Below are 26,415 nucleotides of genomic sequence, written 5' to 3'. Positions count from 1 at the left end.
AAAGGATCCGTCATGAACATCCATGCACTGCCGTTTTGCACCACGAACTGGGCCGAGGTCCCGCCGACCGAACACAAGGGAGAACGCGGCGTCGCCCGCTGGCACACCCGGCAGTTCGGGGATCTGCGGGTGCGAATGGTGGAGTACTCCCCCGGGTATCTGGCGGATCACTGGTGCAGCAAGGGCCATGTGCTGCTCTGCCTCGAAGGGGAGCTGCACACCGAGTTGCAGGATGGCCGCGTCTTCACCCTGACGCCGGGCATGAGCTACCAGGTGGCGGACAACGCCGAACCCCATCGCTCCTATACCGAACTGGGCGCTCGCCTCTTTATCGTCGACTGAGCTGCCCTCTTTCCCGCTTTCCCTTTGCGCTTCAGGAACTTGCCATGCTTGAACTCAGACCCAACTGCGAGTGCTGTGACCGGGATCTGCCCGCCGACACGGCGACGGCCTACATCTGCTCCTTCGAGTGCACCTTCTGCGCCGAGTGCAACGATCAGTATCTGCACCTGACCTGCCCCAACTGTGGCGGCGAGCTGGTCAGGCGCCCGCGCCGCCCGGCGGCCAAGCTGGTGAACAATCCCGCCTCCCTCAAGCGTGTCTGCAATCCGGCTCTGAAAGCGGCGCTGGGCAAGGGGGGCTAGGGCCCTCCCTTCATGGGAAGGGCTGGGCTGGCAACTGGCTCGTCCCTGTGGCTCTTGACCTTCTCCCGGCGGCAGCCCCTATCAAGGGGGCTCACACCAAAGGAGCAAAAGATGACGGAGCGATTCGAAGGAGAAGGGGCGAAGGTCTATGACAGCCGCATCCCCCTGCTGGTGCCAGGCTACGAGCTGCTGCACCAGCTTTGTGCCTCCCGGCTGATGGCCGCGCTGGGCCAGGAGGCCCGGGTGCTGCTGGTGGGGGTGGGCACGGGCAGCGAGTTGCTGCTGCTTGGCCGTCTCTGCCCCCACTGGACCTTTGTGGCCCAGGATATCTCGGCGGACATGCTGGCCCTGGCCAGGATGCGGGCCGAGCAGGCGGGAATGGGGGAGAGGGTGTGCTGGCACCTGGGCGCATTGCCTGTGGTGGATAAGCCTTGCGATGGCGCACTCTGTCTGCTGGTGCTGCATTTTCTGGCGCAAGATGCCAAAGCCGCGTTATTGGGTGATATTTATCGCCAGATCAATCCTGGCGCTCCCCTGCTGCTGGCGGATCTGATGGCGCCCACGGACCCGCTCGAGCGAAAGGCGATGGGGTTGCAAGCGGCCCTCGCCGGTTTGCCGCTTCCTGCCTGCGAGCAGATGGTGCGCCGCCTCGGGGAGGATTTCACCTCCCTGGACGAGGTGCAGACCCGGCGCCTCTTGCAAGGGGCCGGTTTCGCGGCGGCGCACCGCTTCTTTCAGGCGCTGGGGTTTCACGGCTGGCTGGCGCAGCGGCAGTGAGCCCTGGCCGGGTGGCGCCGGATCAACGAGAGGCCCGCTCCAGCGTCAGCAGTGCCTGCTTGATGGGCAGGCCTCCCGCATAGCCGGTGAGGCTGCCATTCTGGCCGATCACCCGGTGGCAGGGGATGATGATGGAGAGCGGATTGCGGCCGTTCGCGGCACCCACCGCCCGCACCGCATTTGGCTTGCCGATGGCGCGGGCGATGTCGCCGTAGCTGCGGGTCTCCCCGTAGGGGATGTCGCACAGCGCCAGCCACACCGCTTGCTGAAACGCCGTGCCCCTGGGGGCGAGCGGCAGGGTGAAGCGCTGCAACCGGCCCGCGAAGTAGTCCCGAAACTCGGCGAGGAAGGGGGCGAGCGCCTCGCCGTCCTGCTGCCAGTCCTGCATGTCGGGGAGCGGCCGCAGCCCGGCCAGGAAGTCCACGTGGACCAGACCGCGTTCGTCAATGGCGACCAGCAGTTCGCCCTGGTCGGTGGGCATCATGTCATAGCGGATCATGGGCTCTTCTCCTCGTCTTGTACCTGTGTTGGCCGGGTGAGCAGCGCCGGTTGTTCACTCATGGCGTGCCACAGCCAGCTTGCGGCATAGGCGCGCCACGGCTGCCAGGGGGCGCTGCGCGCTGTCACCTCTTTCACCGGCAGCTTGTCACCGCCCCCCAGCGCCTTTTGCAGCACGAGATCCGAGGCGGGGAAGGCATTCGTGTCGAGCCCGCAGCGCAGCCGCCAGTAAGCGACCGTCCAGGGACCTATGCCCGGCAGCGCGAGCAGTTGCTCGTCGCTTGCCGTGGCGAGGGTGAGTGCGCCGCTTGCTAGCGCCGAGGCCAGCCCTTGCAGGGTGCGGATGCGGCTGCCCGGCATGCCGATGCCGTCGAGATCCAGCTCGCATAACTGGGGCGGGGTGGGCAGCTGCGCCGTGCCGAACTGCGCCAGGGTGCGCGCCACCAGGCGCCCCATGATGGTGATGGCACCCTTGACCGACACCTGCTGGCCGACGATGGCGCGCAGCATCACCTCGTATTCATCCCACCCCCCCGGCAGCCGCACCCCGGGCCATCGTCCCTGGATGCCGGCGAGCAGCGGATCCTGCCCCAGGTGTTCGCCGATGCGGCTCATGTCGGCGTCGAGATCCCACATGCGGCGCACGCGGTACAGGATGTCCGGCAGCGCACCCGGCGGCAGATCCCGCACCGTGAGTCTGAGCCTCTCCCCCTCGACGGGCTCGATGCGGATGAGCCCCTCCTGCTCGCCGACCCGGTGACGCCGCTCGTAACCGTGCTCATCCACCCGCTCCAGCCCCGGAATGGCGCGCAACCGGTAGAACGCGAGCATGGCCTGGACGTCGAACGGCGGGCGATACAGCAGGTGCAGTTGCAGGCTCGATTGCGGCGCCGCCTCGCCAGCCCCCCCTTCCTGCTTGCGCAGGGCGCCCGGTGTCATGCCATACGCCTGCAGCCAGGCGTCGTTGAAGCGGCGAATGCTTGCAAAGCCTGCGGCAAACGCCACGTCCGTGATGGGCAGGCGCGTCTCCGTCAACAGCCGCTTCGCAAGCAGCAGGCGGCGCGTCTGCTCCACCTGTTTCGGCGAGGCGCCGAGGTGTTGCTCGAACTGACGCCTCAGGGTGCGCTCCGTGATCCCGGCCTGCGTTGCAAGGGAGCCCAGGCTGTGCTCCGCCAGCTCGCCGCGCTCGATGCGCGCCAGCACCTGGGCGACGAGCGGTGGCAGATCGCCGCTCTGGGCCGGTGCGAGCTCGGGGCGACAGCGCAGGCAGGGGCGCAGCCCGTGCTGCTCCGCCGCCGCCGCGAAGCGAAAATAGCGCACATTGTGCTCGTGCGGTGCCCGCGCCGGACACACGGGGCGGCAATAGATGCCGGTGGAGAGCACCCCGGTGAAGAAGCGGCCATCGAAACGCGCGTCTCGCGCGAGGCGTGCGGCGTGGCACTGCTCCCGGGTGAGACCCGGGATGATCTCGTCCCGTTGGGATGAATGCGGGGGCTCTGTGGTCATGGCATGGCTCGGGTTGCTGTGGGCATGTCCCAGAGACTAAGCGGGGGCGAGAGGGGTGACTAGCCAAAAACGGACAGGAATAGCAAAAATAGTCGGGCAGGGGAAAAACGGGCGCGACGAGAGGCGCGCCCGGGAGCGGTTATTTCAGATAGCGCTGTTCGAGGTGTTTGCGCAGCCACTGGGGATTGAGCGCTTCACCGGTCGCGCGGCGAATGAGCTCGTCCGTACCGTGCAGGCTGCCCTGGGACCAGATATGGCGACCGAGCCAGCCAAAGATCTCCGGCAGGCGGCCGGACTCTACGAGCGTGCCCATGTCGCCGAGCTCACGCTCGAGTGCAAAGCGCAGCTGCGCCGCGTACATGGCGCCGAGCGTGTAGCTCGGGAAGTAGCCAAACGAGCCGTCCGTCCAGTGGATGTCCTGCATGCAGCCGTTCTGGTAATTGCCCTTCGTGGACAAGCCGAGCCACTGCTGCATCTTCGCGTCCCACAGCTCGGGGATGTCCGCGACCTCGATGCGCCCTTCCATCAGGTCCCGCTCCAGCTCGTAGCGCAGGATGACGTGGGCCGGGTAGGTGACTTCGTCCGCATCGACGCGGATAAAGCCGGGCTCGACCCTGTTGTACAGCTTCTCGAGGTTCGCCGGTGCGAGCGCGGCCTGTTCGCCGAAGTGTGCGCGGATGCGCGGTGCAATCAGCGCGAGGAACGCGGGGTGATGGCCGAGTTGCATCTCGCAGAACAGGCTCTGGCTCTCGTGAATGCCCATGGAACGCGCCTCGGCCACCGGCTGGCCGAGCAGCGCGCGCGGCAGGCCCTGCTCGTAGCGTGCGTGGCCCGTCTCGTGGACGATGCCCATCAGGCTGGAGACGAACTCCTGCTCGTTGTAGCGCGTGGTGATGCGCACGTCCGTCGGCACGCCGCCGCAGAACGGGTGGCTGCTCACGTCGAGCCTGCCGTGCGCGAAATCAAAGCCGAGCAGTCCCATCACCTCCTGACCGAGCGCCTGCTGCGTTGGGATCGGGAAGGGGCCTTGCGGGGTGAGGATGGTCTCGATTTTCTGCCGCTCGCTCACGGTCTGGATGAGGCCGGGCAGCCAGCTCGTCAGATCGCCGAAGATCTGATCCAGCCTCGCGCTCGTCATGCCGGGCTCGTACAGCGCCAGCATGGCGTCATAGGGGCGCACCCCGAGCGCGTCGGCGCGCAGACGAGCCACCTCCCGCGACAGGCGCACCACCTCCTCGAGGTTCGGGGCAAAACCTGCCCAGTCGTTCTCCTTGCGCTGGCGACGCCAGGCGTGCTCGCATTTGCTGCCGGCGAGCGACAGCGCCTCCACCAGCGCCCCCGGCAGCAGGCTTGCATCCTGCCACTGGCGCTTGATCTCCCGCAGGTTCGCACGCTGGTGCTCGTCCAGCGGTTCGCTCTCTGCCTTGGCTATCCACTCCCCAAGCTCGGGGGCGGTGCGCTTGCCGTGGATCAGCACGCCAAGCTCCGCCATCGCCTCGGCGCGGGCCTCGTTGCCCCCCTCCGGCATCATGGCGGCCTGATCCCAGCCGCAGATGGCGGAGAGGTGGGAGAGGCGGTGCAGTTGTTGCTGATGTTGTTCGAGTTTCTGGTATGACATGGGATTGTCCTTGTTATCGTCCCTGATGGTATGCACCCCGTACCTGGCATGATCGGGGCCGCCCGATGCTAGCACTGCCATCCACTCTGGTGCCACCCTCAGGCAGTCAGCCGAGGCGCTTCTGGTGCCGTTCGCGGTTTTCCGCCTTCTTGCGCTCGCTCTTGCGCAGCAATACGTAGAGCGCACCGCTGCCGCCGTGGCGGTGCTCGGCGCTGTGCATGGCCATTACCGAAGGCAACTGTGGCAGCCAGGCGCTGACATGGCTCTTGAGCAGGGCACGCGGGGTGCTGCGCTCCCCCTTGCCGTGCAGGATCAGCAGGCAGCGGATATCCCGCACTTCGCATTCGGCAATGAACTGCACCAGGGCGATACGGGCCTCGTTGAGCGTCTTGTGGTGCAGGTCGAGGGAGCCTTGCAGCTCGTATTTGCCAAGGCGCAGCTTCTTGTAGACCCCCTCCTGCACGCCGTCACGCTTGAAGCCGACGATGGCATGGGGGTCCAGCATCTCGACTGCTTCCGTGCCAAGGTGATCCTGGGTGAGTTGTTCGGCGGTGGCGGCTTCCCGGCGCGCGAGTTGCGCCTCGGTGGGCTGGCTGTTGCCCGCAACGGGGGCGATATGGTCGCTGCGAAGGGGCCGCACGTCGGCCACTTCCTGCAGGAACAGTGAGAGTTCGTCGTTATGAGACACGGCAGGCTCCCCGCATGAAAATGAGGGAGCCAGTATAGCGGGCCTTGGTGGGCCTTAGAATGGCAACGCTCGCAGGCCCCGGCCCCTGCCGGGTAAGGCGGTCTGAGCGAGCCTGGTTATTGCCCCTCTTTGGGCGGCTCTGCGTGCATCACCTTGTAGATGAAATAGACCGCATAGGCGCTGATGAGCAGGAAGGTGCCGAAAATCACCAGCATGGACATCAGCCCCACGCTGTTGCCGAACATCAGGTTCATCCAGAATTCCATCTCGTTCACTCCTGTCACTGGGCGGTGACAGGCATGATAGATACCTCTTCATGAGGGAGGGGATGATCTCGATCAACTCCCTCTCTGGTTATTTAATCGGCAGCAAATTCTGTGAGCCGACGCGCATCCGGCGCGTCAGGTCGCCGGACTGGACGCTATTTTGCTTTCTCCAGGGTCGGTTCGGTGAGGGGCGTGATGCGCCAGCCCTGCTGCTCCAGCAGGGCGAGCAGCCCGTGCTCGCCGTAAAGATGCAGTGCCCCTACCACGATAAAGCTCTCATTCGGCAGGCTGGGCCACTTCTTGACCCAGTTGCGGTTGCGCTCTGCCAGCAGGGTCTGTTCCAGCCAGGCTTGCAGCTTGGGCGGCGCCATCTCCTCCCTGAGCAGATTGATGAGGGTGTCCTGATCCCCGTTCTGCCAGGCGGTCATCACGGCGTCGAACCCCTGCTGGATGTCGGGCAGCTCGTCCAGGGTGCTCTCCAGCATCAGGGTCTGTTTGTCGCCGACGCTCGCGAGATAGCCGAGTTGCTCCAGCAGGGTCTCCAGCCCGACGATGGGCTTGCCGCCGTCGTTCGCCCGCTTGGCGAAGTGTTGGTCGATACCGTATTCACCGCGATAGCCGGTGCGCTCCAGGGCCGCCTGGGTCAGGGTGATGGCCGCAAACCAGGGACGCAGCGGGGCCAGCATGCTCTCGTTCAGACCGTTCTGGCCCGCAGCGATGAGGGTGCGACGGTAGAGGTCGATGGGCAGGTGATCCTTGAGGGTCTTGCCGTCGACGAGCCGGGTGATAGCGCCCATCTCCTGCCACTGCTCCTGGCTGATGTGGGTCATGTCCACCTCCATCACCAGGGCGCGGCTCTGCTGCCAGGCGCGCTCCACCGGGTCCGGCAGGGGATAGAGAGAGGGTTTGCCCGCGTGGATGGACCCCAGCAGCCAGTGCTGTTCGTTGCCCTTGTTGATGCGGTAGAAGGCCGGATCGGCCATGGCATGGAGCGGCAGCAGCAGGCAGAGCAGGAAGGAGAGCAGCGTGGGATGGAATCTCATGAGGCACCTTATGTGAGCGGGATGAGTGCTCTATGATAAGTCCTCATTTGTCACAGCCAAGAGGTTTCCCATGCCCCACCTTCGTTTTCGGGCAGTTTCTGTCGACACCCTGCAGCGGATAAGCGCCCCCCTGATGGCGGATCTCTGTGCCCTGACCGGTGGCAAGCCGGAGTTCGTCACCCTGGAGTGCGTGCCGAGCCAGTGGGTACGAGATGGCCAGCCCGAAGCCGGTTTCCCCTTCGTGGAGCTGGTCTGGTTCGAGCGACCGCAGGAGATGCAGGATGCCGCCGCAGCCCTCATCACCCGCCACCTGAAAGGGGTGCTGGGGGAGCAGACCTATGTGGTGGTGCAGGTGCTGCCCATCGTCAAGAGTCACTACTACAGCAACGGCCAGCACTATTGAGCGGGCGTCGTTGCTGAGACCGGTGCATGTCAAGAGGAGGGCCGCCGAGGGCCCCTTTTATCAGGCGGATTTGATCAGCAGCTTGTCAAGCCAGCGGCTTGGCAGCAGGCGGCGCAGCACGGTAAACAATTTGGTCGGGAAGGTGACCGGGTAGCGGTGCCTGGGACGCTTGCTCGTGAGCGCATGCAGTAACGGCGGGATGCAGGCCTCGCTTGGCAGGGTATAGCCCCGGGCACCCCCTTCACGCTCCAGCCTGGCCAGCGTCTGGGCATAGGCGTCCTGATGGCGGCTGGTGGCGGGGTCTATGTGGCGCAGGAAGGCCTCCCGGGCATTGGCGCGAAACCGGGTGTCGATGGGGCCGGGTTCGATCAGGCTGACGTGCACGCCGCTGCCCGCGAGTTCCAGGCGCAGGGTATCGGTATAGCCTTCCAGCGCGAACTTGCTGGCGTTGTAGGCGCCACGATACTTCATGGCCACCAGGCCAAGCACCGAGCTGTTCTGTACGATGCGCCCCTCGCCTGCCGCCAGCATGGGGGGCAATATCTGGCGAATGAGGTGATGCCAGCCAAAGAGGTTGGTCTCGAACTGCTCGCGCAGCGCCTCGGTGGGCAAATCTTCCAGCGCACCGGGCTGGCCGTAGGCGCCGTTGTTGAAGAGGCCGTAGAGGCGCCCTTCTGCCAGCGCCAGCGCCTCTGCCGCCCCTCGCTCTATGCTGGCGCTGTCCGCCAGATCCAGTTGGACCGCCAACAGACCCTGCTGCTGTAGCAGGGCCACATCCTCGGCCTTGCGGGCGGAAGCGATGACGGTGAAGCCCCGGGCGCCGAGCTTTCTTGCGGCGGCGAGGCCGATGCCGCTGGAGCAGCCGGTGACGAGCACGAAGGGATGGGGCATGAGCATGGTCCTGATTGACGGCCGGCAGGTGGCCCGAAGCTGGCATGGTAGCGTGGTGCCACCAAAAACAAAACCGGGCCAGAGGCCCGGTTTTCGGTCACGTCAGATGCCTGATTACATGATGGTGAACGGCATGATGATGTGGAACTTGACGTCATGCTCGGAGCTGAACATGTTCGGGTAGTACCAGCTGCCCTTGTCGTCCTGTTCGTTGTTGTAGTCGGTGTAGTGCAGCTTGAACAGGGTGCCCTTCAGCTTGCCGTCCTGCACTGTGTACATGACGTCGAAGTTGGCTGCCCACTCTTTGCCGCCTTCCAGGGACTTGTCGCCGTTGTTGGCATCCCAGCCGTAGGCACCGGAGACACCCACGCCCCAGCCCGGTGCACCCACCAGATCATCCAGGGAACGAGTCACGCCGAAGAACAGGGCCTTCTCGTCGTTGTGGTTCCAGTCGGAGCGGGAATCCCACCAGATTTCGTTCGCGCCCTGGGAGTTGCCGTAGCCGCGGGTCAGACGGGGCAGGTAGTTGCCCAGATCCCCTTCAGCCTTGGTCCACAGGCCTTCCAGACGGAAGCCATAGGGGCCGGCTGCCCAGCTGGCGGTCAGGGCTTGTTGCCAGGCCAGGCCGTCATAGTCGCTGTTCTCGGTGTCGGAACCGTAGAACTGGTAGCTGGTGTTCAGGCCACCCAGTACGTCGAACTTGTGGGCCAGCTTGAAGTGGTAGCTGTCCATGTAGCCTTCGGACTGACCGAAGCCGGCGGTGACGGCAGTGCCGTTCTCGAAGGTGTAGCGAGCGGCCAGACCGTGGATGTAGTCGATCTTGTTCGCATCGGTGAAGGGATCGCTGGCATAGGGGCTGCTCTTGGAGAAGCCAGTGGTGTTCTTGAACCAGGGAGCCTTGTACTCGTCGGCGATGGCGTAGGTCAGGTAGAGGCCGCCGAAGGTGCCTTCGATCTGGCCACCACGGTAGGTACCGGGTTGATAGGACCAGTTGACGCCGAGGATGCCGGGTACATAGAGCTGGGTGTAACCACCCTTGGCGGTGACGGCGTCACCGAACTTGAATTTCAGGGCGGCGTTGGAGAGGCTGAAGCCGTTCTCGGGAACACCGTCACCACCTGAACCCCACTTGTCGCCCCAGAAGGAGAACTCGTTCTCTTCGTTGACGCCATTGCTCTCGTCAACGGCCAGGTCGTAGGCACCGAAGCCGCCCACGTCGACGCCGACCACACCCCATGCATAGCCGGAGTTGAAGTTCAGGGCTGCCTGGGTGGTGGCATGGCTCAGGTTGGAGTGGTATTTGCCATCCTGACCCGGACCGGCCTGGACGCGATCACGCTCACGCTGGAAGTAGAACAGGCCACCGGTGAGCTTGCCTTCGTCGATGAAGGCGCTGTAGGACTTGCCGTATTCCGGGCTCATCATGTCTTGAGCGGCGAACGCCATGCCGGGGGCGACCAGTGCCGCGACCACGGCAGCACTCAACGCGGCGCGCTTGAAGATCACTTTTTCCATTTGTTATTGCTCCTGATTTTATGGACTTAGCTTTTTTATCCGGCAGCCGGGTAGGCACCCGCCGCTCGGTATTGGCATTGCAATCAACACCCCGAAGGGCAAAAAAATGGTTCTCTGTCGTGCCCTTGTGCCTGATGCCTTGGCGCATCGGTCGGGGCTATCTGCATCGTTACAGTCGTTATTTTTTGGCTGTCGATCCTTGGCGATCTGACATCACCAAGAGTACGTTCGCGGTGCGAAATATCAATGTAAAGTTCCCGGCAAGTTTCAAAAATATGACCGAGTGCAAATAATCATGATTCTTGGTGTGGGCACTCCCAGGCCACTCATGTCGGCAATGACAGCGCTTTCATGGTGGTTTCACCGTTCTCCTGCGCAGATATTGCCGTCAAGGCAGAACTTTCTTTGTTAACCCGGTGGCAACATATAATTTTGTATCACAAAAAAAGATGGACCCGGCCGGATGCTCACTGTCGTGAGCGTGAGCCGTTGCCCCGACAGACAGGGGGACCAGAGATGTGAAAGGGGTGAGGGAGCCTGTGACTCAATGGATGAGGCAACCCGTCATCGCCCGTGAAGACGTGACGGGAGTATCAGGGGAAGGGTTGCGGCAAGGTCGGGACGCGGGCAGGTAGACAGGGAACGCGCCCCGGGTCTGGTGCGCTCCAGACCCGGGAGTTATCAGGTCTGGCTCAGGATACGGGGGATCTGCTGGGCCTGGTGGTGGATGTGCTCCGAGACCTGTACCGAGAGGCGGCTCCCCTGGCGGGCGTGCTGGCTGATGCGACCGATGAGGGCGGCGAAGCTCGCCAGCCTGTGCTCCTGACTCTTGGCATTGTCGGCGCCTTGCAGGGCGATGACGGCGGTGCTGCGCGCCATCTCCCGCACCGTCAGGGTGGTCTGGCGCAGTTGCTCCGCCTGCTGGCGCTGCTCGGCGGCCTCTGCGGTGATGCGGGCCAGCACGGTGGCGAGCTGATCCCCCGCCTGGGTGAGGCTGGCCAGGATCTCGGTGATCTGGCCGAGGGAGCGCTGGGTGTCGGCGGAGAGGTGGCGCACCTCGTCGGCTACCACCGCGAAGCCGCGTCCCTGCTCCCCGGCCCTGGCCGCCTCGATGGCGGCGTTGAGGGCCAGCAGGTTGGTCTGCTGGGAGATGTGGCCGATGACGTCGACGATGGCGGTCACGTCCTCCACCGAGCGGGTCAGCTGGGCCAGGGCGCCGCTGCTCTCGTCGATGGCGAGCCCGGTCTGGGCGGTAGCCGTCAGCATGCCCCCGACCAGCCGCTCGCTCTGGCTCATGGAGTGTTCATTGTGCTGGGCGTGCTGGGCGATTTCGGCGGCGACCTGGTGCACCTCGCTGGCGAGCTGGTTGAGCTCCTGCATCATGGTGTCGCTCTCATCCACCGCCTGCTCCGTGGTGCGGGTGCTGTGATGGATCTCTTGTACCTGCTCCACCATCTCCTGCAGGCTGGAAGAGACGCTGGAGAGCTGCCCCGCCTTCTGCTGCTGATCCTGTTGCAGGCGCTGTATCAGGCGGTTGTAGCTCGCGACGATGTCCGCCAGTTCGTTGCGCTCGCGCCCCGGGGTCAGCAGCTGGGCCTGACCCGTGGCGTCGAGCTGCAGAAAGGCTGCCCGCAGTTGCAGCAGGGGCCTGACCAGCCAGCGACGCTGCACCAGGGCGAACAGCAGGGCCACCACGACCAGGCAGAGCGCCAGCACGCCGAGCACGGTGGCCAGCTCCCGGTTCATGGTCTGACGGGCGGCGGCGAGTTGTTCGCCCAATTGCTCCCCCGCTTGCAGCAGCTGGGTGATGTCCTGCTGCACCATCTGACGAGCGGCCTGCTGCTGTTGCAGCGCCTTGCGGCTGTTTTCCAGCTCCTGGGGATAGCGCTTGAGCAGGGAGGTCAGCTCGGCTTTGGGCTGATCCCCGAGCTCCTTGCGTATCGGCTCTCCCAGGGTGAATTCGTCGGCCGGTGCCTCCTCGAAAAGTGCCAGGCTCGGCAGGGCGGCCAGGGAGTCGGCCTGCTTTTGCAGGGCAGCCAGCTCGAATTGCAGCCCTTCGAGACGCTTGGCACTCGCCTGCTCCATGTAGTTCTGGCGCTGATGGGCGAGGGAGGGAAGGGCGGCCAGAATGTCGGCCGCCCCCTGGCGATACTGCTCGGCAAGGGCAGGATCCCGCCCGGCGGCTGCTCCCTGCTGGCCGTAACGGAGCAAGGCTTTGGCCTGGGTGGTCAACTCGTTCTCGGCATTTTGCAGCAACCACTGGCTGTTGCCGGAGAGCTTGCCCGCCGCCAGATAGTCGCCGTCAATGCGGGTTTTCATCTGCTCAAGCCGGGCGTTTAGCGGCTGGGTCTGGGGATCCTCCAGGCGGGACAGCAGGGCCAGCGCCTGCTGGCGCACTCCCTGGGCCTGGGCCAGCAGCAGGGGATCCCCGCTGCCGAGATAGTCGCGAAGCGCCCCCTGCAACGGACCGCTCAGTTGCTGTTGCAGGCGCTCCTGAAGACGCTGGGCCTGGGCCGAGTGGTTGAATTGTTGCCAGCCATGATAGAGCGCGGTGGCCTGGACACCGGCCACCAGCAGCAAGACGAGGGAAGAGAGGGAGGCAAAATGGGCAATTTTCACATCAGATTCCTGCTTGAATCACGCAATGGGCGCGAGCTTAATCAGGTCTGATGGCGTTTTTATGACAGTGGCCGTGCCAGCTCCCGTTGACTTGGGCTTTTCACCAGCAGGCCGAGCAGGGCGCCGCCCATGATGAGCCCCCCCGCCAGCAGATGGCGCGGGGTGAGCGCCTCGCCGTTGAGCCAGACCAGCAGCAGGGTGCTCAGCAAGGGAGTGAGGTAGGCGAGCGCGCCGATGCGGCGTGGATCCCCGTCCCGCAGCGCCAGATACCAGGTGACGAAGGCCGCCCCCATGGGGCCGAGGGCGAGCCCGGCGATGAGCAGCCAGTCCCCCTGGGGGATCCGGGCGAATGGCAAGGGGCCTTCCAGCATCCATGCCAGCAGCAGGGCCAGGAGCCCGGCGGGCAGGCAGGCGGCGGCCGTGACCACGGCGGGAGCGGGAGGCAGGCGGCGGGATAGCACGGAATAGGCGCCCCAGACGATGGCAGCGCCGAGGGCCAGCAGGTAGCCGGGCAGATGGGCCTGTTGCAACTGCAGGTGACCATCGACCATCACCAGCACCGATCCCGCGAGACCCAGGGCCCCGGCCAGCAGATGGTGCAGGCTCAAGGGATGACCCGGCAGCAGCAAGGGAGTGAACAGGATGATGCACAGCGGCCAGAGGTAGTTGATGAGGTTTGCCTCCAGCACGGGGGCGTGGCGAAAGCTTGTGAACAGCAGCAGGTGATAGAGCAGCAGGGCGGTGATGGTCACCAGCCAGGTGAGGGGGCTGGCGCGCCACTGGCGCCAGAATGGCAGGGTGCCCGCCCCGCAGAACAGCAGCACCAGCCCCACCAGCACCAGTGGCGAGACGCTGGTGATCCGGGAGGTGAGCGCGGCGAGGGAGGCCCACAGCAAGATGGTGAGCAGGGCAAAACCGGTGGACTTGTCCCACCAGGAAGACGCAGGCATCCAACACTCCTTTGCAAGATGAACGAAAAAGAGGGCCAGTCTAGCAGACTGGCCCTCGTCACACAGCGTTGCCGTGACGGCGCGAGTTATGACTCCCGGCTCGGGACGGCCCCTGCCGCCGGAGCCAGGGACTGCCCCTTGACGTACCAGACGATGAGGGCCAGCACCAGCAGCGGCAGCACGGGGTCGAACCAGGTGCCGCCGGAGCCGAACAGCAGGTTCAGCAGGGCGACGCCGGTGCCGCCGATGGCCCAGGCGATGGTGGTCGGGATGGACCAGACGATCATCTGCTGCTTGACGTCGGAGATGCCCATCATGCGGTTGACCACCCAGAACAGGCTGTCGTTGAAGTAACCGAAGAAGAGCGACCCCATGGTGGCGGCCTGGGCGGCCAGCAGCATGTTGACCCCGGGGATCTGCGCCAGGATGGGGGCGGAGATGGAGGCCGCCGTCACCATGGCCACGGTGCCGGACCCCTGGATGAGGCGCACCAGGGTCGCCACGATGAAGGGGATCAGGATGGGGGAGATGGGCAATTGGGCGATCTGCTCGGCCAGTTGCTGACCCGCGCCACTGTCGCGCAGCACGGCCCCCAGCGCCCCGCCGGCACCGGTCACCAGCAGGATGATGCCGGCGGATTGCAGTCCCTCTTCCAGGCGGGCGGCGGTGGCGTGCCTGTCCATGTGCGGGACCAGGGTATAGACCGCCAGCAGCACGCTGATGGCCAGCGCGATGATGGGGGTGCCGATGAAGTTGATGCCCTGCACCAGGGGGTTCGCCATCAGGCCGTCCATCCCCTCCAGGGTGGCCAGAGTGGTGAAGATGGCCTTGACGAAGATGAGCACGATGGGCACCAGGATCGGCAGCAGCGACAGGGTCAGGCTCGGCAGGGTCTTGCCCTCCTTCTCCTTGAGGTACTGCTCATAGGTGGCTTGCAGCTCGTCCGGGGTCTGGGCGGCCTGGGCACCGAACTCGGGGTACTTCTTGTCGAGCCACTGGGCGTAGAAGACGATGCCGAGCACGCAGGGGATGGCCAGGGCCATGCCGGTCAGCAGCATGGCGCCGATGTCCACGCCAAACAGGCCGGCAACTCCCAGCGGGCCCGGGGTCGGCGGCACGGTATGGTGGGTTACCACCAGGCCGCCCGCGAGCGCCACCCCCAGGGTGAGCAGGGAGCGCTTGCCGCTTTTCGCCAGCGCCTTGGCCACCGGATAGAGGATGACGAAGGCGGAATCCACGAAGATGGGGATGCTGACGATGTAGCCCGTGATGGCCAGGGCCCACTCCTCGCGGCGCTTGCCGAGCCACTTGATGAAGCTGTAGGCGATCTGTTCGGCGGCGCCGGAGACCTCAAGCAGGCGACCCATCATGACCCCGAGGCCGATGACGATGCCGATGCTGCCGAGGGTGGAGCCAAAGCCCTGGGTGATCACGGTGAGGGTCTTGTCGATGCTCATGCCACCGGTGATCCCGGCGATGCAGGCCGCCGCCAGCATGGCGATCAGGGCGTGCACCCGGGTGCGGATGACCAGGAACACCAGCACGAAGACCGCGATGACCAGGCCGATGATGGGGGTTGGGATGTCGCTCATGATGCCTCCTGCATGTCATGGGTGATGAAACTGTCGATGATGTCGGCAAACGTCCTGTCTGCCGCGAAACCGAGGGCGCTGGCCCGCTGGTTGTCGATGCGTCCCGGCCAGCTCGTCACGATGCGCTCGATGGCCGGATCGGCGGCAAACTGCACCCGATCCCGGGCCGCCTGGCCACCGACCCGTGCGAGGGCCTCCAGCATTTCGCCGACGGTCACGCTGATGCCGGGCAGGTTGATGCTGCGGGCGTCACCGGTGGCGGGAAGTCTGGCCGCCAGCAGGAAGTTCGCGACCACGGTGGAGGGGCTCGAGAGCCAGAGGCGCAGATCCGGGCTCACCGGGCAGAGGGCGCTCTCCCCTTGCAGCGGCTCGCGGATGATGCTGCTGACAAAGGAGGAGGCGGCGCGGTTCGGCTTGCCCGGCCGCACGCAGATGGTGGGCAGGCGCAATACCAGACCGTCGACGAAGCCCTTGCGGCTGTAGTCGTTGACCAGCAGCTCTCCCATGGCCTTCTGGGCGCCGTAGGAGGAGGTGGGGGTGAGCGCCGTGCCGTCATTCACCAGCTCCGGCAGCGGGCCGCCATAGACGGCGAGCGAGCTGGTGAAGACGAAGCGGATGCCCGGCCGGGCATGGCGGCACGCCTCCAGCAGGGTGCGGGTGGTGTCCAGGTTGACCTGCCAGCCCAGATCGAAGTCCTGCTCCGCGTGGCTGCTGACGATGGCGGCCAGGTGGTAGACCACGGCGGTCCGCTCGCTGATGAGGGACTCGGCGACACCGGCTTCGGTGAGGTCGGCCCGCAGACAGCGAACCCTGGGGTCCGGCAGGGGGGATTGCGGCTGCTGGATGTCCACCAGCAGCAGCTCGGTGAAGGGGTGGGGGCCTTGCAGCAGGGCCCGGGCCAGTTTCTGGCCCAGGAAGCCACCGCCGCCGGTGATGATGATCTGCATCTTGTTATCCTCAGACTCGTTCATGTTCAGGGTCGTTATTGTTGTGTCAGCCAGCCCAGCCCTTCCCGGGTGCCGGCTCTGGGGTTGTACTCGCAGCCAATCCAGTCGTGGTAGCCCGCCTGCGCCAGCACCTTGAACAGGTGGGGGTAAGCGATCTCCCCCTCGTCAGGCTCGTGGCGATCCGGCACCGAGGCGATCTGGACGTGGCCGATGGCCGGGCCCAGCTTGCCGATGAGACGGGTGAGATCCCCGTCCATGATCTGGGCGTGATAGAGGTCGAGCTGCACCCCCACGTTGGGTCTGTCTATCTCCTGCACCAGGGCCAGGGCGTCGAGCTGGTGGGCCAGGAAGTAGCCGGGGACATCCCGATCGTTGAGGGGCTCGAGCAGTACCTTGATGCCGTCTTCGGCCAGGAAGTCGGCGGCGAAGCGGATGTTGTCGATCAGGGTCTGGCGGTGGGCCGAGAGGCTATGAGCAGGGTCCACGATGCCGCTCATGGCGTGTACCTTGGTGCAGCCGAGCGCCAGGGCATAGTCACGCACGCTTGGCAGGTGGGCGCGAAACTCCGCTTCCCGCCCCGGGATGGCAGCCATGCCGCGCTCCCCCGCGCCCCAGTTGCCCGGCGGCATGTTGAACAGGGCCTGGGAGAGCCCCTGCTCGCGCAAGCGGCGGCCCAGCTCTGCGGCCGGCCACTCGTAGGGGAAGAGGAACTCCACCGCCTCGAAGCCTGCGTCGCGGGCGGCGGCGAAGCGCTCCAGGAACGGCACCTCGGTAAACAGCATGGTGAGATTGGCGGCAAACTTGCTCATGGTTTCATCCTCCTCAATTCATCAATTTCGGGTTCGCTCAGGTAGCGGATGGAGTGGCCATGAAGCATCAGTGCCAGGCGCGCCGTCTCCTCCAGCTCTTCCATGTTGTTGACCGCATCCACCAGATCCTTGCCCGTCACCACTGGGCCGTGGTTGGCAAGCAGGAAGGCGTTGCCTTCGGGAGCGTGGCGCCCCAGCTCCTCGGCGATGCGGGCATCCCCCGGTTTGTAGTAGGGGATGAGCGGCAACTGGCCGACCCGCATCACGTAGTAGGGGGTGAAGGGGCGGATGACGTTGGCCGGATCCAGCCCCTCCAGACAGGAGAGGGCGGTCAGGTGGGTGCAGTGCAGGTGCACCACGGCCCGGCAGTCCGGATTGTTGTGGTAGATGGCAAGGTGGAAGGCCACCTCCTTGGAGGGGCGATCTCCCCCCAGGTGTTCCCCCTGCAGGTTGACGTGAGAGAGCCTGTCGGCGCTGAGCCGTCCCAGGCAGGAGCCGGTCGGGGTGGCGATCAGGGTGCCGTCCGGTAGCAGGGCGGAGAGGTTGCCGGCGCCCCCGGTGGCATAACCGCGCTGGAAGAGAGAAGCCCCCAGCATCACCATGGTGTCGCGCAGTGCCTGTTCAGTCATGGAAGTACTCCTGAGCCTTGTCGAAGAAGTCGTCGCTCCCGAAATTGCCGGACTTGAGGGCCAGCGACAGGGGGGCGTCGATGGCCCGCACCCAGGGCACACCGGGGGCGATCTGCGGGCCTATGTGGAACGCCTTGACGCCGAGGGCCTGGGTGACCCGGCTCGAGGTCTCGCCACCGGCGATGATGAAGCGGTCCACCCCGGCGCCTTGCAGCAGTTGGGTGAGGCGGGCAAAGCAGTGTTCTACCGCGTCGCTGGCCGCCTGCTGGCCGTGGGTTTCCTGAATGCGGGCCAGCTCAACCGGGCTGGTGGTGGCGTAGACCAGCGGCGCCGGGGTACGGGGCTGGTCCAGTACCCAGCGCGCCAGCTCGGCCGGGTAGTCGGCATCCTCGAGGCAGCGCACCACATCCAGCGCCAGGGCAGGGGCGTGCTGGCGATAGCGGGCCACCTGACGGTTGGTCATCTCGGAGCAGGAGCCCGACAGCACCGCAGCGCGGGTGCCTCTGGGCCAGCCCGCTTCGCGGGCACCCTGCTGATCGCCGCTGCCAAGCTGACGGGCCAGGCCGATGGCGAGGCCGGATCCGCCGGTCACCAGGGGCATGTCGAGGGCGGCGGTGGCGATGTCCAGCAGGTGCTGCTCGGTCAGGGTGTCGACCACGGCGTAGCGCACGCCAGCTTGCGTTAGCTGCTCAAAGGCGTCGGCAATGGCGCCGGGACCCTGTGCGATGGTATTGAACGGCACCAGACCGGCACGGCCCTGGGCTTGCCCCTCCATCAGCCGCAGCAGGTTGCTGTCGGTCATGGGGGTGATGGGGTGATGGCGCATGCCGGACTCGGCCAGCGGCTGGGCGCCGACGAAGAGGTTGCCCTGATAGACGGTGCGACCGTTTACCGGCAGGGCCGGACAGATCAGGGTGAACGTGCTCTCCAGCGCCGCCAGCAGGGCGTCGGTGACGGGGCCGATGTTGCCCGCCGCCGTGCTGTCGAAGGTGGAGCAGTACTTCTGGTAGATGCGCGGGCAGCCGCGGGCCTTGAGCCAGTCGAGGGCCGCCAGGGAGTCGCGCACTGCCTCATCGGCCGGGCAGGAGCGGCTCTTGAGGCTGATCACCACGGCGTCGACCCCGGTCAGATCCGCCTCTGCCGGGATGCCGGCAAACTGGATGGTGGAGAGGCCGTTCTCCACCAGGAAACCGGCGATGTCGGTGGCGCCGGTGAAGTCGTCTGCGAGGACTCCGAGTTTCATGCTTGCTCCTCCTGACCCGGCAGGGTGATGCCTGAGAAGATCTTGATGACGGCGCTGTCATCTTCCTGGCCGTGGCCCGCGTTGCTGGCGCCGAGGAACATGTTCAGCGCCGTGCTCGCGAGCGGCAGCGGGAAGCGCAGCGCCTTGGCGGTGTCCGCCACCAGGGTGAGATCCTTGACGAAGATGTCCACTGCGGAGCGGGCCTGGTAGTCACCGGCCAGCACCCGGGGCATGCGGTTTTCAAACATCCAGGAGTTGCCGGCGGCATGGGTCACCACGTCATACATGAGATCCAGGGACACGCCTGCCCGGCTGGCCAGCGCCATGGCCTCGGCGGCCACCGCGATGTGCACCCCGGCCAGCAGCTGGTGGATGATCTTGACCGTGCTGCCCTGGCCCGGCTCGCTGCCGACCCGGTAGACCTTGCCGGCCACCGCATCCAGCACCGGGGCCAGCTTGTCGAAGGCGGCGTCGGAGCCTGCGGCCATCACCGTCATCTCGCCGGCATCGGCCTTGATGGCACCACCGGAAACCGGCGCATCCAGCATCGGCAACCCCATCTGCACCAGCTCGGCGGCCAGGGCGCTCGCCTCTTCGGCAGCGATGGTGGAAGAGACCATGATGGCGGTGCCCGGTTTGAGGTGGCGAGCCAGCCCCGCTTCGCCGAGCAGGATGCGGCGCACCTGGGTGGCGTTGACCACCAGCAACAGCACGGCATCGAGTGTCTCGGCCAGAGGCCTGGCATCGGCCATGACGGCGGCGGCACCGGCCTGCTGCAACTGGCCGCGGGCCTGTTCGCTGAGGTCGATGCCATAGGTGGTGAGCCCGGCCCGCAGGCAGGAACGGGCGGCGCCCATGCCCATGGCGCCCAGGCCGATGACCGCAACATGATAGGGAGTGCTCATCTCGTGATTCCTCGATTACGACTGATGAGCAGATAGTAGAGGCTTGCGGCGATGAAATATCAGGCAGTCGTCACAAAAAATAACTTAATTGGTGTTAATTTTTGTTATTTATGAGGGTTGAGATTCTTTCGAGTCAAATTTTGGCGTTTTTTGTGTGAATAAATGTGATTTGTGAGCCCGTTTCAGGTTATTTATCATTTTTTCCCAGGTCGCTGGGGTAGAATGGCACCTTCCTTTTCCCGAGGCGCGAGGCAAGATGATTCCCGTAGAGCGACAGCAACGTATCCTGCAACTGCTGGCAGAGCGCGGCGTGGTCAGCATAGTGGAGCTGACCGACTGGCTGCAGGTCTCCCACATGACCATCAGGCGCGACATCCAGAAGCTGGAGGAGCAGGGGAGGGTACTCTCCGTCTCCGGCGGGGTCAGCCTCTCCCAGCGGATCAAGAGCGAGCCCTCCCACGCCGCCAAGCGCAGCCTGATGCAGGGGGCCAAGCTGGCCATTGCGCGGCTCGCCGCCGCCCAGGTGAGCGAGGGGAGCACCGTCTATCTGGATGCCGGTACCACCTCCCTGGAGCTGGCCCGGGAGCTGGCGCTTCGGGAAGACCTGATGATAGTGACCAACGACTTCATGGTCTGCGCCTACCTCATCGAGCACGGCCGCTGCCGCCTCTATCACACCGGGGGTCAGGTCATTCGCGAGAACCAGTCCTGTGCCGGGGAGGCTACCGCCCACTTCCTGCGCAACCTCCATCTGGACATCGCCTTCCTGTCCGCCTCCTCCTGGGACAGTCAGGGGATCTCCACCCCGAGCGAACAGAAGGTGCCGGTGAAGCGGGCCGTGGTGGAGTCGGCGGCGACCCGCATCCTCATCTGCGATTCGTCCAAATATGGCAAGGTGGGGACCTTCAACGTGGTGAGCTGGGATGCGATCGATCAGGTGATCACCGACGAGCAACTGCCCCAGAGCGCCCGCGAGGCATTGGCACAGCACGGGGTCAGGGTGACCATGGCGCCGCTGGCCAGTCTGGTGGCCAGCGCCGAACAGGGGTAAGGAAAGGGGCGACAGGCGGCGAACCACAGCGCCACCCGGCCGGGATCAGCGACCCTCTGCGGCCGGTGCGTCCGTCAGCTTGGCGGAGCCCTGGATCACCTCCCCCGCCTTCTCGATGTCCCGTCCCATCCCGTGGATGGTGTTGCAGCCCAGCAACCAGAGGCTGGTGCACAGCACCAGCAGCATGCGATTCGTCTTCATCCTTGCTCCTTTCATGCTAAGGGGTCAGTTTGAGCAGGCGCCCCTGGCCTGAATCCGTCAACAGGTAGAGGGCGCCGTCGGGGCCCTCCTTGACGGTACGGATCCGCTCCCCCAGATCGGTCAGCAGCCGCTCTGCAGACACTATCTTGTCTCCGTCGAGGTGCAGGCGCAACAAGGCCTGACCGCGTAGGGAGCCGACGAACAGATCCCCCTGCCACTCCCTGAACAGGTTCCCCTGATAAAAGGCCATGCCCGAGGGGGCGATGGAGGGCACCCAGATCCAGCGCGGTGCCGTCATGCCCGGCGCGCTCTGGCCCACGCCAATCTTGCCGCCTCCGTACTCCTCGCCAAAGGTCACTCTGGGCCAGCCGTAGTTGTGGCCTGGCAGGATGAGGTTCACCTCGTCCCCGCCCTGGGGACCGTGCTCGTGAGCCCAGAACTGCTGGCTGCCCGGGCGCAGGGCCGCCCCCTGCATGTTGCGATGGCCCAGGCTCCAGATCTCCGGCAGGGCCCCCGGCGTCTTGACGAAGGGGTTGTCGGCGGGGACCCGGCCATCCTTGTGCAGGCGCACCGTCTTGCCGAGGTGGTTGTCCAGCGTCTGGGCCCGCTCCCGCTCGCTGTAGCGATCCCCCAGGGTGATGAAGAGGTGGTCATCCGTCAGCACCAGGCGGGAGCCGAAATGGGCGCCGCCGGCCACCTTGGGCTCTTGGCGAAACAGCAGTTGCCAGTCGACGAGGGCGTCTTTTTGCAGTCGGGCCCGGGCCACGGCGGTGCCGGCGCCTACGTCCCCCGGCTCGCTGTAGCTGAGATAGAGCCAGCCATCGCCGTCCAGGGCGAGATCGAGCAGCCCCCCCTGACCCGTGGCGGCGAGGGGCGGCAGGCCGGAGACCACATGGCGGTTGCCACCCGCGTCGATGCGCAGCAGGCGCCCAGGGCGCTCGCTGACGAGGTAGCCGCCATCCGGCAGGAAGGCGAGCCCCCAGGGGTGGCGCAGCTCCCCCGCCACCGGGGTCAGGGTCAGCGCCCGCACCGGGAGCACCAGGCAGACAAGCAGCAGGGCAAACAGTCGCAACATGGGGGCCTCCTCGCTCGGCCAGACCTGAATGTCGCTGAAGTATAGGGGAGGCAAACGGGAAAACGTGAGCAACAACAAGCCATTGGGTGATACCGGCAGCGCCGGTTGCCCTTGGGGCAGGAAGGGAAAGGGGGGTGAGCCAGGGCTCACCCCCTCTGGCTAGAAGAGGGCTGGCACGATGCGAAGCGGGTGATCCGATGGTTTGACTTTGCCTATCTTGCGCTTGGGCAACTTCACCGGCTCCGCCGGCAGCGCCTCGTAGGGGATGTGCGCCAGCAGGTGGGAGATGATGTTGAGGCGCACCCGTTTCTTGTCCTCGGAGTGGGCCACGAACCAGGGGGCCCAGGCGGTGTCGGTGGCGATGAACATGGCATCCCGCGCCCGGGTGTAGTCATCCCAGCGATCGAAGGACTTGATGTCCATGGGGGAGAGCTTCCAGATCTTGCGGCCATCGTCGATGCGATCACGCAGCCGCCGCTCCTGCTCTTGTGGGGTCACCTCCAGCCAGTACTTCAGCAGAATGATGCCAGAGTCCACCAGGGCTTTTTCCACCATGGGGGTGCCAGCCAGGAATTTGTCGCTCGCCTCCTCGCTGCAAAAGCCCATGATGCGCTCCACCCCGGCCCGGTTGTACCAGCTGCGATCGAAGATGACGATCTCTCCCGCCGCCGGCAGATGGGGGATGTAGCGCTGGAAGTAGAGCTGGCTCTTCTCCCGCTCCGTGGGGGCGGGCAGTGCGACGACCCGAAAGACCCGGGGGCTGACCCGCTCGGTGATCGCCTTGATGGTGCCCCCCTTGCCGGCCCCGTCGCGCCCCTCGAAGACGATGCAGACCTTGAGCCCCTTGTGCACCACCCACTGCTGCAGCCTGACCAGTTCCACGTGCAAGAGGCGCAGCGCCTTTTCGTATGCCTTGTTGCCAAGGGGCTTTTGCGCCTCGGCCACGACCGGTTCTTCCGTTCTGGATTTTCGTTTGCTGCCCATGATGTCCTTCTCTGTGTCTCGGCGAATGGAGGGCCGTCCTGCCGGACGGCGCCCTTCAAGGGTAGATGACGGTGTGCCGCCACCGGGAGTGGCAACGACAGGGGGATGTTAGACATCAGGTTCAGGGGAGTGGTGCTGGCCCCAAGGTATGGTCAGAGGGGGGGGCATCACCGTCTTTTGGCGTATGCACCTGGTTGGATTGAGTCGTAGCGGGCCGGTCAGTGTCAGCTATCTTCGACTGCAACTTGTCTGCTAGTATCGACTCCGTCGCCTTTTGTCGCAGGCCGTCATTCCTAATAAATATATCATTTAAATACAAGTGGATAGGGAGATCTACATGGCTTCAAAAACAGGCGTTAAACAGTCATTGCAACTTGTAGAGCGCCTTGCTGACGGCTCACTGCGGCAAATACCTCTTACCGATGCTGTCATCATTCCGGCTCAATCTGGCGCCAAGTACGCGTTAATCGACACCTCGACCGGCAAATCCCCAGATGGCTTGTTCGTCAAACGCAAGGGCGGCTCGCTGATCATCGAATCCAGTGACGATGGCGTTCTGGTGGAACTCACCGATTTTTATGATGAACCAGATACTGCGTTTATTCCCCAGGCGGAGCTGGATGGCTCGGCCTTGAACGGTGCCGCGGTGACGAGTGAGAGCCCGGTAATAGAGACGGCTGCCAATGGTGAGCAACTCATCTGGCAGGGGAGTTCTGATAGTGATTTCTTCACCCCCATCACGGTCGGGCTGGGGGCACTTGGTCTTGGCGGGATCGCGCTGGCTGCTGGCAGTAGTGGAGGCAGTGATAGTGATGGTGGTACCGATGCCAGCGTCGCCAACAGAGTTGCGGGGACCATAGTGGGCGGCCCGGTTGTCGCTGGCAATGATCTGCGGGTCGAGGTTTACCAGGCTGACGGTGTCACTCTGCTGGGAGAGGCGCAGGTCAATCCGGATGGCACCTTCTCAATCGCGGTTGGCAGCTATCTTGGCGTGGTCATCGCCCGGGTCGTTAACACCGGCTCCAGTGCCGACTATCTCGATGAGGCGACCCAGGCAGGCAAAGACCTGAATGCAGAGCTGTTTGCGATGGAAGTGGTGTCGCAGCCTAATTCTACCGTTACCGTCAATCTCAACGTCCTGAGCACCCTGGCTTATCACAAGGTGCAAGATGCGGCTGCCGGTAGTTTGCCCGCCGAATCCATGGTCAACGACATCAACAATGCCGTGGCCGACCTGTTTGGTCTGCCGAGTTTGCATGGCACCACGGTAGTGCCGACCAATGGCGGCGCCTTTGATAGCGCCAACGGCCTGAGCGCAGGCGAAATATATGGAGCCGTACTGGCAGCACTATCCGGTGCCGATAGTCAGAACGGTGGCAATAGCCAGAAAACCATCGAGGATCTGCTTGCCGGGTTGCAGGTCAGCAACGGCAAGGCGACGTTGACAGAAAGTGCGCAGGGCATTGTCGTCCAGGGCGGGGAATATACGTCAGCGCAAACGGGGCAGAATTTGACGGATGCCGTTGCCGGGGTGGTTGATACCTTCGCACCCAAATTCAGCTCAAGCGCGACGGCTGCTGCCATTTTGGAAAATAGCGGTGCTTTGCAGACCGTGTATACCGCTGTCGCAAGCGATGCGGGCGATGTCACTTACAGCCTCAAGGTGGTAGGTGATCACGCAGCCTTCAGCATCAACCCCGTGACGGGGGTTGTGACCCTGATTGGCAATCCTGATTACGAAGTCAAGGGGAGCTACAGCTTCACCGTGGTGGCCACCGATGCGGCGGGCAACGCCAGCGAGCAGGTGGTTACCTTGGGCATCAACAACCTGGACGAAGTGGCCCCGACCATCACCTCGGGGACCACGGCCAGCGCCATCGATGAGAACAGCGGTGCCGGGCAGGTGGTTTACACCGTGACCAGCACTGACAGCGGCGACATCGCGACCGGTAGCACCAGCTACAGCCTGAAGGCGGGAGCGGACGCAGCGCTGTTCAGCATCGATGCCGCCACGGGCGCCGTGACCCTGATTGGCAATCCGGACTCCGAGACCAAGGGAAGCTACAGCTTCACCGTGGTGGCCACCGATGCGGCGGGCAATGCCAGCGAGCAGGTGGTCACCTTGGGCATCAACAACCTGGACGAAGTGGCGCCGACCATCACCTCGGGGACCACGGCCAGTGCCATCAATGAAAACAGCGGTGCCGGGCGGGTGGTTTACACCGTGACGAGCACCGACAGCGGCGACATCGCGACCGGCAGTACCAGCTACAGCCTGAAGGCGGGAGCGGACGCAGCGCTGTTCAGCATCAATGCCACCACGGGCGCGGTGACCTTGACGGGCAACCCGGACTACGAGACCAAGGGAAGCTACAGCTTCACCGTGGTGGCCACCGATGCGGCGGGCAATGCCAGCGAGCAGGTGATCACCTTGGGGGTCAACAACCTGGACGAAGTGGCCCCGACCATCACCTCGGGAACCACGGCCAGCGCCATCGATGAGAACAGCGGTGCCGGGCAGGTGGTCTATACCGTGACCAGCACCGACAGCGGCGACGTCTCGACCGGTAGCACCAGCTACAGCCTGAAGGCGGGAGCGGACGCGGCGCTGTTCAGCATCGATGCCACCACAGGTGCGGTGACCCTGACGGGCAACCCGGACTACGAGACCAAGGCCAGCTACAGCTTCACCGTGGTGGCGACCGATGCTGCGGGCAATGCCAGCGAGCAGGTGGTCACCTTGGGTATCAACAACCTGGATGACACAGCCCCGACCATTACCTCCGCTGCTACCGCAACAGCTATCAGCGAGAACAGTGGTGCAGGCCAAGTCGTTTACACCGTCACCAGCACCGACAGCGGCGACGTCTCGACCGGCAGTACCAGCTACAGCCTGAAGGCGGGAGCGGACGCGGCGCTGTTCAGCATCAATGCCACCACGGGCGCGGTGACCCTGATTGGAAACCCGGACTACGAGACCAAGGGAAGCTACAGCTTCACCGTGGTGGCCACCGATGCGGCAGGCAACGCCAGCGAGCAGGTGGTCACCTTGGGGGTCAACAACCTGGACGAAGTGGCCCCGACCATCACCTCGGGGACCACGGCCAGCGCCATCGATGAAAACAGCGGCGCCGGGCAGGTGGTTTACACCGTGACCAGCACCGACAGCGGCGACATCTCGACCGGCAGCACCAGCTACAGCCTGAAGGCGGGAGCGGACGCGGCGCTGTTCAGCATCAATGCTGCCACGGGTGCCGTGACCCTGACGGGCAACCCGGACTACGAGACCAAGGCCAGCTACAGCTTCACCGTGGTGGCCACCGATGCGGCGGGCAACGCCAGCGAGCAGGTGATCACCTTGGGCATCAATAACCTGGACGAAGTGGCGCCGACCATTACCTCGGGGACCACGGCCAGCGCCATCGATGAGAACAGCGGTGCCGGGCAGGTGGTCTATACCGTCACCAGCACCGACAGCGGCGACGTCTCGACCGGCAGCACCAGCTACAGCCTGAAGGCGGGAGCGGACGCGGCGCTGTTCAGCATCGATGCCGCCACGGG

General features: G+C 64.9%; 25 protein-coding genes. 6 read left to right on the top strand and 19 right to left on the bottom strand.

Features of this window, described 5'->3' with window-relative positions; translation table 11 throughout:
- The first annotated feature begins 12 nt into the window (after positions 1–12).
- The 3 genes from AB5Y53_RS19125 (at position 13) to AB5Y53_RS19115 (ending at position 1,421) form a co-directional block, all read left to right on the top strand.
- Positions 13–342, top strand: a complete 330-nt coding sequence (locus AB5Y53_RS19125) for a DHCW motif cupin fold protein (protein WP_039041054.1) — start codon at positions 13–15, stop codon at positions 340–342.
- 44 nt (positions 343–386) lie between these two features.
- Complete coding sequence (locus AB5Y53_RS19120; protein ID WP_368182934.1) at positions 387–644, top strand: DUF1272 domain-containing protein; 258 nt, start codon at positions 387–389, stop codon at positions 642–644.
- A gap of 111 nt (positions 645–755) precedes the next feature.
- Positions 756–1,421, top strand: a complete 666-nt coding sequence (locus AB5Y53_RS19115; protein WP_368182931.1) for a class I SAM-dependent methyltransferase — start codon at positions 756–758, stop codon at positions 1,419–1,421.
- Positions 1,422–1,443: 22 nt separating this feature from the next.
- Here AB5Y53_RS19115 and AB5Y53_RS19110 read toward each other — a convergent pair whose 3' ends face one another.
- The 6 genes from AB5Y53_RS19110 to AB5Y53_RS19085 all read right to left on the bottom strand — a co-directional run bounded on the left by AB5Y53_RS19110 (position 1,444) and on the right by AB5Y53_RS19085 (position 7,040).
- Positions 1,444–1,920 carry a methylated-DNA--[protein]-cysteine S-methyltransferase gene (locus AB5Y53_RS19110; protein WP_167825293.1) on the bottom strand — a complete coding sequence of 159 codons (477 nt, stop codon included), beginning with the start codon at positions 1,918–1,920 and terminating at the stop codon, positions 1,444–1,446.
- The gene (locus AB5Y53_RS19105) at positions 1,917–3,425 is read right to left on the bottom strand and encodes an AlkA N-terminal domain-containing protein (protein WP_368182929.1); all 1,509 of its coding nucleotides are present in this window, start codon (positions 3,423–3,425) and stop codon (positions 1,917–1,919) included. Before AB5Y53_RS19105 ends, AB5Y53_RS19110 begins: the two co-directional genes overlap by 4 nt.
- Before the next feature lie 139 nt (positions 3,426–3,564).
- Positions 3,565–5,043, bottom strand: a complete 1,479-nt coding sequence (locus tag AB5Y53_RS19100; protein WP_324046490.1) for a carboxypeptidase M32 — start codon at positions 5,041–5,043, stop codon at positions 3,565–3,567.
- A 106-nt stretch (positions 5,044–5,149) separates the two neighbouring features.
- Positions 5,150–5,731 (bottom strand): DNA endonuclease SmrA, encoded by a 582-nt coding sequence (gene smrA, locus AB5Y53_RS19095; protein ID WP_368182926.1) that lies wholly within the window; start codon positions 5,729–5,731, stop codon positions 5,150–5,152.
- A 116-nt stretch (positions 5,732–5,847) separates the two neighbouring features.
- A complete protein-coding gene (locus AB5Y53_RS19090) occupies positions 5,848–5,997 on the bottom strand; it encodes a DUF3149 domain-containing protein (protein ID WP_010673287.1) in 150 nt (49 codons plus the stop codon).
- A 155-nt stretch (positions 5,998–6,152) separates the two neighbouring features.
- The gene (locus AB5Y53_RS19085; protein ID WP_368182923.1) at positions 6,153–7,040 is read right to left on the bottom strand and encodes a TraB/GumN family protein; all 888 of its coding nucleotides are present in this window, start codon (positions 7,038–7,040) and stop codon (positions 6,153–6,155) included.
- 70 nt (positions 7,041–7,110) lie between these two features.
- Between AB5Y53_RS19085 and AB5Y53_RS19080 the strand changes: the two genes are divergently transcribed.
- Positions 7,111–7,443, top strand: a complete 333-nt coding sequence (locus AB5Y53_RS19080) for a DUF1904 family protein (RefSeq protein WP_041214640.1) — start codon at positions 7,111–7,113, stop codon at positions 7,441–7,443.
- Positions 7,444–7,503: 60 nt separating this feature from the next.
- Here the strand turns inward: AB5Y53_RS19080 and AB5Y53_RS19075 are convergent, their stop codons facing one another.
- From AB5Y53_RS19075 to ltnD, 10 genes are all read right to left on the bottom strand, one after another.
- Positions 7,504–8,334: an SDR family oxidoreductase gene (locus AB5Y53_RS19075; protein ID WP_368182922.1), complete on the bottom strand. Its 831-nt coding sequence runs from the start codon at positions 8,332–8,334 to the stop codon at positions 7,504–7,506.
- A gap of 114 nt (positions 8,335–8,448) precedes the next feature.
- Positions 8,449–9,849 carry an OprD family outer membrane porin gene (locus AB5Y53_RS19070; protein WP_010673291.1) on the bottom strand — a complete coding sequence of 467 codons (1,401 nt, stop codon included), beginning with the start codon at positions 9,847–9,849 and terminating at the stop codon, positions 8,449–8,451.
- Between the two features lie 681 nt (positions 9,850–10,530).
- Positions 10,531–12,468 carry a methyl-accepting chemotaxis protein gene (locus tag AB5Y53_RS19065; RefSeq protein WP_368182919.1) on the bottom strand — a complete coding sequence of 646 codons (1,938 nt, stop codon included), beginning with the start codon at positions 12,466–12,468 and terminating at the stop codon, positions 10,531–10,533.
- Positions 12,469–12,527: 59 nt separating this feature from the next.
- Positions 12,528–13,418: a DMT family transporter gene (locus AB5Y53_RS19060; RefSeq protein ID WP_039041063.1), complete on the bottom strand. Its 891-nt coding sequence runs from the start codon at positions 13,416–13,418 to the stop codon at positions 12,528–12,530.
- Positions 13,419–13,504: 86 nt separating this feature from the next.
- Positions 13,505–15,010: a GntP family permease gene (locus AB5Y53_RS19055; RefSeq protein WP_368182917.1), complete on the bottom strand. Its 1,506-nt coding sequence runs from the start codon at positions 15,008–15,010 to the stop codon at positions 13,505–13,507.
- Entirely contained in the window at positions 15,007–15,981 is a 975-nt protein-coding gene (gene denD / locus AB5Y53_RS19050) for a D-erythronate dehydrogenase (protein ID WP_368182915.1), read from the bottom strand. Before denD ends, AB5Y53_RS19055 begins: the two co-directional genes overlap by 4 nt.
- Positions 15,982–15,992: 11 nt before the next feature.
- Positions 15,993–16,766 carry a 2-oxo-tetronate isomerase gene (gene otnI, locus AB5Y53_RS19045; RefSeq protein WP_042864307.1) on the bottom strand — a complete coding sequence of 258 codons (774 nt, stop codon included), beginning with the start codon at positions 16,764–16,766 and terminating at the stop codon, positions 15,993–15,995.
- Positions 16,763–17,395, bottom strand: coding sequence for an aldolase (locus AB5Y53_RS19040; RefSeq protein ID WP_368182914.1), 633 nt, complete (start codon positions 17,393–17,395; stop codon positions 16,763–16,765). Before AB5Y53_RS19040 ends, otnI begins: the two co-directional genes overlap by 4 nt.
- Positions 17,388–18,638, bottom strand: a complete 1,251-nt coding sequence (gene otnK, locus AB5Y53_RS19035) for a 3-oxo-tetronate kinase (RefSeq protein ID WP_368182912.1) — start codon at positions 18,636–18,638, stop codon at positions 17,388–17,390. The genes AB5Y53_RS19040 and otnK overlap by 8 nt, the downstream gene beginning before the upstream one ends.
- Entirely contained in the window at positions 18,635–19,543 is a 909-nt protein-coding gene (gene ltnD, locus AB5Y53_RS19030) for an L-threonate dehydrogenase (protein WP_368182910.1), read from the bottom strand. Before ltnD ends, otnK begins: the two co-directional genes overlap by 4 nt.
- Before the next feature lie 256 nt (positions 19,544–19,799).
- Between ltnD and AB5Y53_RS19025 the strand changes: the two genes are divergently transcribed.
- Positions 19,800–20,594 (top strand): DeoR/GlpR family DNA-binding transcription regulator, encoded by a 795-nt coding sequence (locus tag AB5Y53_RS19025; RefSeq protein ID WP_010673300.1) that lies wholly within the window; start codon positions 19,800–19,802, stop codon positions 20,592–20,594.
- 45 nt (positions 20,595–20,639) lie between these two features.
- On the opposite strand, the gene AB5Y53_RS19020 is transcribed toward AB5Y53_RS19025, so the two are convergent.
- From AB5Y53_RS19020 to ppk2, 3 genes are all read right to left on the bottom strand, one after another.
- Complete coding sequence (locus tag AB5Y53_RS19020; protein WP_010673301.1) at positions 20,640–20,795, bottom strand: entericidin A/B family lipoprotein; 156 nt, start codon at positions 20,793–20,795, stop codon at positions 20,640–20,642.
- Positions 20,796–20,811: 16 nt separating this feature from the next.
- Entirely contained in the window at positions 20,812–21,870 is a 1,059-nt protein-coding gene (locus AB5Y53_RS19015; RefSeq protein ID WP_368182908.1) for a PQQ-dependent sugar dehydrogenase, read from the bottom strand.
- 159 nt (positions 21,871–22,029) lie between these two features.
- Positions 22,030–22,854 carry a polyphosphate kinase 2 gene (gene ppk2 / locus AB5Y53_RS19010; protein ID WP_010673303.1) on the bottom strand — a complete coding sequence of 275 codons (825 nt, stop codon included), beginning with the start codon at positions 22,852–22,854 and terminating at the stop codon, positions 22,030–22,032.
- A 337-nt stretch (positions 22,855–23,191) separates the two neighbouring features.
- Here ppk2 and AB5Y53_RS19005 point away from each other — a divergent pair.
- Positions 23,192–26,415 (top strand): cadherin domain-containing protein (locus AB5Y53_RS19005; protein ID WP_368182905.1); only part of this gene is annotated, 3,224 nt, incomplete at its 3' end.

The organism is Aeromonas sp. R7-5, assembly GCF_040908015.1.
Classification (GTDB): domain Bacteria; phylum Pseudomonadota; class Gammaproteobacteria; order Enterobacterales; family Aeromonadaceae; genus Aeromonas; species Aeromonas caviae.
Note: the sequence above shows the minus strand (reverse complement) of the source record. Positions and strands in the feature narration are given on the sequence as shown.

Coding starts and splice junctions, on each gene's coding strand:
- denD (WP_368182915.1), bottom strand. CDS start 15,981: ATGAACGAGTCTGAGGATAACAAGATGCAGATCATCATCACCGGCGGC.
- AB5Y53_RS19110 (WP_167825293.1), bottom strand. CDS start 1,920: ATGATCCGCTATGACATGATGCCCACCGACCAGGGCGAACTGCTGGTC.
- AB5Y53_RS19115 (WP_368182931.1), top strand. CDS start 756: ATGACGGAGCGATTCGAAGGAGAAGGGGCGAAGGTCTATGACAGCCGC.
- AB5Y53_RS19060 (WP_039041063.1), bottom strand. CDS start 13,418: ATGCCTGCGTCTTCCTGGTGGGACAAGTCCACCGGTTTTGCCCTGCTC.
- AB5Y53_RS19040 (WP_368182914.1), bottom strand. CDS start 17,395: ATGACTGAACAGGCACTGCGCGACACCATGGTGATGCTGGGGGCTTCT.
- AB5Y53_RS19105 (WP_368182929.1), bottom strand. CDS start 3,425: ATGACCACAGAGCCCCCGCATTCATCCCAACGGGACGAGATCATCCCG.
- AB5Y53_RS19080 (WP_041214640.1), top strand. CDS start 7,111: ATGCCCCACCTTCGTTTTCGGGCAGTTTCTGTCGACACCCTGCAGCGG.
- AB5Y53_RS19100 (WP_324046490.1), bottom strand. CDS start 5,043: ATGTCATACCAGAAACTCGAACAACATCAGCAACAACTGCACCGCCTC.
- otnK (WP_368182912.1), bottom strand. CDS start 18,638: ATGAAACTCGGAGTCCTCGCAGACGACTTCACCGGCGCCACCGACATC.
- ltnD (WP_368182910.1), bottom strand. CDS start 19,543: ATGAGCACTCCCTATCATGTTGCGGTCATCGGCCTGGGCGCCATGGGC.
- AB5Y53_RS19055 (WP_368182917.1), bottom strand. CDS start 15,010: ATGAGCGACATCCCAACCCCCATCATCGGCCTGGTCATCGCGGTCTTC.
- AB5Y53_RS19070 (WP_010673291.1), bottom strand. CDS start 9,849: ATGGAAAAAGTGATCTTCAAGCGCGCCGCGTTGAGTGCTGCCGTGGTC.
- AB5Y53_RS19125 (WP_039041054.1), top strand. CDS start 13: ATGAACATCCATGCACTGCCGTTTTGCACCACGAACTGGGCCGAGGTC.
- otnI (WP_042864307.1), bottom strand. CDS start 16,766: ATGAGCAAGTTTGCCGCCAATCTCACCATGCTGTTTACCGAGGTGCCG.
- AB5Y53_RS19090 (WP_010673287.1), bottom strand. CDS start 5,997: ATGGAATTCTGGATGAACCTGATGTTCGGCAACAGCGTGGGGCTGATG.
- AB5Y53_RS19015 (WP_368182908.1), bottom strand. CDS start 21,870: ATGTTGCGACTGTTTGCCCTGCTGCTTGTCTGCCTGGTGCTCCCGGTG.
- AB5Y53_RS19085 (WP_368182923.1), bottom strand. CDS start 7,040: ATGAGATTCCATCCCACGCTGCTCTCCTTCCTGCTCTGCCTGCTGCTG.
- AB5Y53_RS19020 (WP_010673301.1), bottom strand. CDS start 20,795: ATGAAGACGAATCGCATGCTGCTGGTGCTGTGCACCAGCCTCTGGTTG.
- AB5Y53_RS19025 (WP_010673300.1), top strand. CDS start 19,800: ATGATTCCCGTAGAGCGACAGCAACGTATCCTGCAACTGCTGGCAGAG.
- AB5Y53_RS19075 (WP_368182922.1), bottom strand. CDS start 8,334: ATGCCCCATCCCTTCGTGCTCGTCACCGGCTGCTCCAGCGGCATCGGC.
- ppk2 (WP_010673303.1), bottom strand. CDS start 22,854: ATGGGCAGCAAACGAAAATCCAGAACGGAAGAACCGGTCGTGGCCGAG.
- AB5Y53_RS19120 (WP_368182934.1), top strand. CDS start 387: ATGCTTGAACTCAGACCCAACTGCGAGTGCTGTGACCGGGATCTGCCC.